Here is a 5,169-nt window from a genome sequence, read left to right as displayed (position 1 = left end):
CCTATGAGCTGTTCACAAACTGGAAGCAGATAGAGCTGATAGAAAGCGACCAATTCGCACTCTTGATGTATGACGCTTTCCATTATCTTGTATGGGAATATATGGGATTGAATGTAGGACGTGAGATATATTCGGGCGACCATCCGGCGTGGAAGTTTTCTCACGCACCGTCTTTCTGGATAAAAACAATGCAGGATGAGGGCGTGCTGCCGCCGATTGAGAGCCTTGTTAACGATATTCAGCCCACAACTTTTTTCGGCTTTGTCAGCGACGAATATGTTGATGCTGTTTTGAAGGATATCGTTCCGAAAACAATGGAGCGTTTCGGAATGAATGAGATTCTCGCAGTTGTCAAGGAATATCAGTGCTTTGAGGATTTCGATTATAGATATAGCCAACAGAAAAACGACTTTAAGAACAGCTATTATCATAAGAAAACTAAGCACCCGATGATCTCGCTCGAGGCGTTTCAGGAAGATTACAAGAAAAATCACGACGGAGCTGAGTGGGATAAGGCGGACGATAGTATCGACTTGGAAGGCGACACAGCCGCTAAGGTTGATGTTGAGCGGTTTATGGCAACACTGTCCGAAAAGGACAGGCAGATATTGGAGCTTCGTGTTGAAGGCTATACCTATCAGGAAATTGCGGATAAGGTCGGCTATAAAACGCACAGCGCCGTTAAAAAACGCATTGACAAAATCGGAAGTAAATTCCAAGAACACACAAACACAGACATTGGCTTTGAATAGCACCTACTGATTGTTTTCGGTAGGTGTTATTTTTATGCCAAAAATAACACAATTTATTATTTGAAAACTGCCCCCACTTTTCAGGGCAGTTTTACTATTTTCAGGAGGTATTTTTATTATGAAAAGTTTTAAAGACAAAATCATCATCGGTATCGACCACGGCTACGGCAACATCAAAACCGCTAATCATTGTTTCAAGACCGGTATAACCACCCACGATAACGAACCGCTGTTTACAAAGGATATGCTTACCTACAACGGAAAGTATTATCTGATCGGCGAAGGTCACAAGGAGTTTCTCCCCGAAAAGCAGAACGACGAGGATTACTATGTCCTTACGCTCGCCGCTATCGCAACAGAGCTTGCGGATGAAGGGCTGACCGAAGCGGACGTTATTATCGCCGCAGGCTTGCCCTTGACTTGGACAAGCGGTCAGAAAACGGATTTTGCGGCATATCTGTCGAAGAACAAAGAAGTAGAGTTCACTTTTCGGAATGTAGATTATCATATCCGAATCTGTGATGTAAAAATCTATCCGCAGGGTTATTCTGCGGTTGTGCCGATCAAGTCAACGCTCAAAGGCTTGAGTATGGTCGCTGACATTGGAAACGGTACGATGAATACGCTTTATCTCGTCAACGGCAAGCCACAAAGCGGTAAGATGTTCACTGAAAAGTTCGGCACTTATCAATGCACTCTCGCCATTCGTGAGGGCTTTATGCGAAAGACACGCAGAGAGCTGAACGATTATATCATCGACGAGGTTTTGAGGACTAGCACAGCGGATATTCCCGATTCGGATTTGGAAATCATCACCGCTATTGCGGAGGAATACGTTGCCGAGATCTTCCGTCGTCTGCGTGAACATCACTACGACGAGGACACGATGGATCTCTACGTTTGCGGAGGCGGCGGTTGCCTGATTAAGAATTTCTATAAGGGAAGCTTTAACCGTGTGAAGTTCATTGATGACATCTGCGCCGCCGCTAAAGGCTACGAGTATCTTGCCGATGTATATCTGAGAGCCGAGGCAAAGAATGAAGGATGAGTACAAAATGACGGTACGATTCGACCTAACCGATGCCCGTGAACGTAATCTTGCCGAGTTTATGCAAACCCTTGATGTTAAGAAATATCATTCTCGCAATCAGTTTATGATAGATGCGCTTGCGGAATATGTAGATCTACAATCAATCACCCGTGAGCAGCACGAGGAAGATATACGAAATATCATCCGTGAAGAAATGCGGGCTTGCTTTGCGGAAGCAAACTTCGCTCCGCAGGCTGTTAATCCTACTTTAAGCGCAGAACAGCAGGAAGAAGCCGAACAGGATATTCTGGACGACCTCAAACTGTTTGATTGACGGCACGGTGACGGCAAATTTTGAGACGATAAACAAAACTGCCGTCACTTTGACGGCACAACGAAATAATCAAAAAATGAAGTATTATCAGCAGTATAAGGCACAGCAGACAGGGTGATAATTACACTCCGTGGCTGTGTCTTATACTGTAGCAAGCGAGGCAACAACAGCGGCAACTGTTGATTCGGCAAAGACCGACGGCATAGATTACATGGCGCTTGTCAACAAGACGCACAAGCTCCCCGACGATTGGGAAGAACATCTCGAGACCGTACACATGACAAACTCCGTCGGCGACGATGTTGAGGTTGAAGCAAAAGCCTATGATGCTTACCTCAAGCTTAAGGCAGAGCTTGAAAAAGATGGCGTTTATGTCGACCTCGACTCCGCGCGCAGAAGCGTTGCCGACCAGCAGCGTATCATGGATGAGTTCACCGAGCAGTACGGCGCGGACTACGCGGCAAAGACCGTCGCGAAGCCCGGATATTCCGAGCACCACACGGGTCTTGCGCTCGACCTTTACCTCATCATCGACGGCATGGACGTTGTCGAGAACGAGGATATGATCCAATATCCCGAGATTTGGTCGAAGATTCACGCAAAGCTCGCCGACTACGGCTTTATTCTCCGCTATCTCGACGGCAGCGAGCACATCACCGGTTACGGCTACGAGCCGTGGCACATCCGCTATCTTGACAATGTTGATACCGCCAAGGAGATCACGTCAAAGGGCGTTACCTTCGAGGAATATCTCGGAGCCTACACCGGCGGATCCGTCAGCATTGATTACGGGACCTCCAAGCTCTATACTGAGGATGAGCTGAAGGACGCCGTTATCCAGATCAAGTGCAAATTCGCGTTCTGGGGCGATGTCGACCTAAAGAGCATCCGCTACGCAGGCGATGAAAAAGCGACAGACGAAATGCTCGCGAAAATGAACGAGATCAATCCCGACGGCAAATACACGCAGGTCGCCGAATTCCTGATGGATTTCCACACGCCGAAGGAAACCGAAGAGCTGACGCTTACGGCTGACAAGGATTATACCGACTATCAGTGGTGGCTTTGCCGCACCGCAGACGGCGGCTGGGAGATCGTTACCTTCGGATACGGATATTGAATTTGATCTGTTGATGTATCTGCGATAATCTTTCATTTCAATTATAAATTTATTTACGTGTTTCCTGTCATTTCCAAACTTTATTTTTCCTTTCAAATGTGCTATAATCAAAACAAGGCTCAGGATCGGTTATCATTTCAGCAAAACAAACCGGGGTGATTGTTATGAAAAGTTATAAATCGGATATCACGGCAGATCCTTCGGGTTTCGTGGTGCTTGCGGACTATGTACCGCATATCGTGCAGGAAATCCGCTACTATTCAACCTACAATTTTATCGGTGAAAGGATCGACGGCTATGAGGAGCCGTGTGCTTTGCTGACTAAGGAAGCGGCGCGTGCGCTGAAATCCGTCAGCAATGAAATGATCGTTCACGGCTACAGGCTGAAAATATTTGACGCTTACCGTCCCGCCTGCGCCGTCAAGCATTTTGTGCTGTGGGGTATTGAGGATCAGGATATTCGTATGAAGCCGTACTTTTATCCCGATCTGCAAAAGCAAGAGCTGTTTGAACAGGGATACATTGCCAAGAAATCAAGCCACAGCCGCGGCAGCACGGTCGATTTGACGCTCCTTGATATGAGTACGGGTAAGGAACTTGATATGGGAAGTCCGTTCGATTTGTTCAGCGTTGTTTCGCACCCGGATTACAAAGGCATCACGGAACAGCAGTACGAAAACCGTATGATGTTGCAGCGCGCGATGGTCCGCAACGGTTTTGAGCCGATCGACTGTGAATGGTGGCACTTCACCCTGAAGGATGAGCCATATCCCGATACCTATTTTGAGTTCCCCGTTTCGGCGGAATATTTGAGAAGATGAAATGAACACCGGTCTTTCCTATGATTTGTCTGTTTGGCTACACTTTGGCGGCAGAGTGTTAATTAGGCTACAAATCGAGGGTATTTTGCATCTGTACAAAGTCAAATATATATGTTATATTTATCTTATCATAATAAACAAAAAGGAGAAACTCCCATGAAAAAGAAATTGACCTTTACCTGCATTCTTCTCTGCCTTTGCATGGCAGCGGCGGTAGTATTCACCGGCTGCGGCAACACGAACCAAAATGCGACTGCCGACACAGCTTCAAAAGCCACAGCCTTTTCCACCCCGAGAGAGCGCCTTTCGCAGGAGCCTCAGGCTTCTCCCGAGTGGGTCACAAAGCTCGATGCCGCAAAGAATGCGAAGCAGCTCTTTGTGGTTGCCGGCTATGAGCGTTCAACGGCTTGGATATCCATGCACGAAAAGGATGAGAACGGCAATTGGAAAATGCTGACCTCCACACCCGGATTTATCGGCAAAGAAGGTTTGGGCAAGACAAAAGAAGGCGACGGCAAAACACCTGTAGGCACCTTCCGCTTCAACGCCGCTTTCGGTATTGCGGACGATCCCGGCTGCGCCATCGAATACACCAAGGTCGATGATAATACCTATTGGTCGGGCGACAACAACATCAAATACAATCAGATGGTAAGCATCAAGGATTATCCGAATCTTAATACCGAGGACAGCGAGCACATCGTCGATTATCAGTACGAGTACCAATACTGTATGAATATCAGCTATAACGAGGAAGGAACAGCGGGCAAAGGCTCCGCGATCTTCCTGCATTGCCTCGGCGACAGAAAGCCCCGCACGGGCGGCTGCGTCGCGGTACCCGAGGAGCAGATGTATTACATTATGCAGCATGTCGATCCCGATTGTGTCATTGTGATCGATTCAATGGAAAACTTAGGTGCGGAATTCTAAAGTAATAGGTAATATGCAATAAAAAGGTTACGCTATGATCACATCATAGAAAACGGAGGATATAATTATGAGAATAAAAAAGTATACCATCATTTGCGCTCTTCTTTGCATGTGCATTGCTGCAACTGTTGTTTTAGCAGGCTGCGGCAGCAGCTCGTCAAGCAGCTCAAGCAAGGCAACAA

At 47.1% G+C, this 5,169-nt stretch carries 6 protein-coding genes; all 6 read left to right on the top strand.

What is annotated here, in order from left to right; translation table 11 throughout:
• On the top strand, positions 1-752 hold a 752-nt coding region (locus tag JKK62_RS12455; RefSeq protein WP_201428156.1), incomplete at its 5' end, for a sigma factor-like helix-turn-helix DNA-binding protein.
• A gap of 118 nt (positions 753-870) precedes the next feature.
• Entirely contained in the window at positions 871-1,800 is a 930-nt protein-coding gene (locus JKK62_RS12450) for a ParM/StbA family protein (protein ID WP_201428155.1), read from the top strand.
• On the top strand, positions 1,790-2,116 hold the full coding sequence (locus JKK62_RS12445; RefSeq protein WP_201428154.1) for a hypothetical protein: 327 nt from the start codon (positions 1,790-1,792) through the stop codon (positions 2,114-2,116). The genes JKK62_RS12450 and JKK62_RS12445 overlap by 11 nt, the downstream gene beginning before the upstream one ends.
• Positions 2,117-2,252: 136 nt before the next feature.
• Positions 2,253-3,236, top strand: a complete 984-nt coding sequence (locus JKK62_RS12440; RefSeq protein ID WP_201428153.1) for a M15 family metallopeptidase — start codon at positions 2,253-2,255, stop codon at positions 3,234-3,236.
• A gap of 164 nt (positions 3,237-3,400) precedes the next feature.
• Positions 3,401-4,057: a M15 family metallopeptidase gene (locus tag JKK62_RS12435; RefSeq protein ID WP_201428152.1), complete on the top strand. Its 657-nt coding sequence runs from the start codon at positions 3,401-3,403 to the stop codon at positions 4,055-4,057.
• A gap of 156 nt (positions 4,058-4,213) precedes the next feature.
• The gene (locus JKK62_RS12430; protein WP_201428151.1) at positions 4,214-4,987 is read left to right on the top strand and encodes a L,D-transpeptidase family protein; all 774 of its coding nucleotides are present in this window, start codon (positions 4,214-4,216) and stop codon (positions 4,985-4,987) included.
• Positions 4,988-5,169: the final 182 nt, after the last annotated feature.

Source organism: Ruminococcus difficilis (genome assembly GCF_016680995.1).
This window is presented reverse-complemented; position numbering and strand designations above follow the sequence as displayed.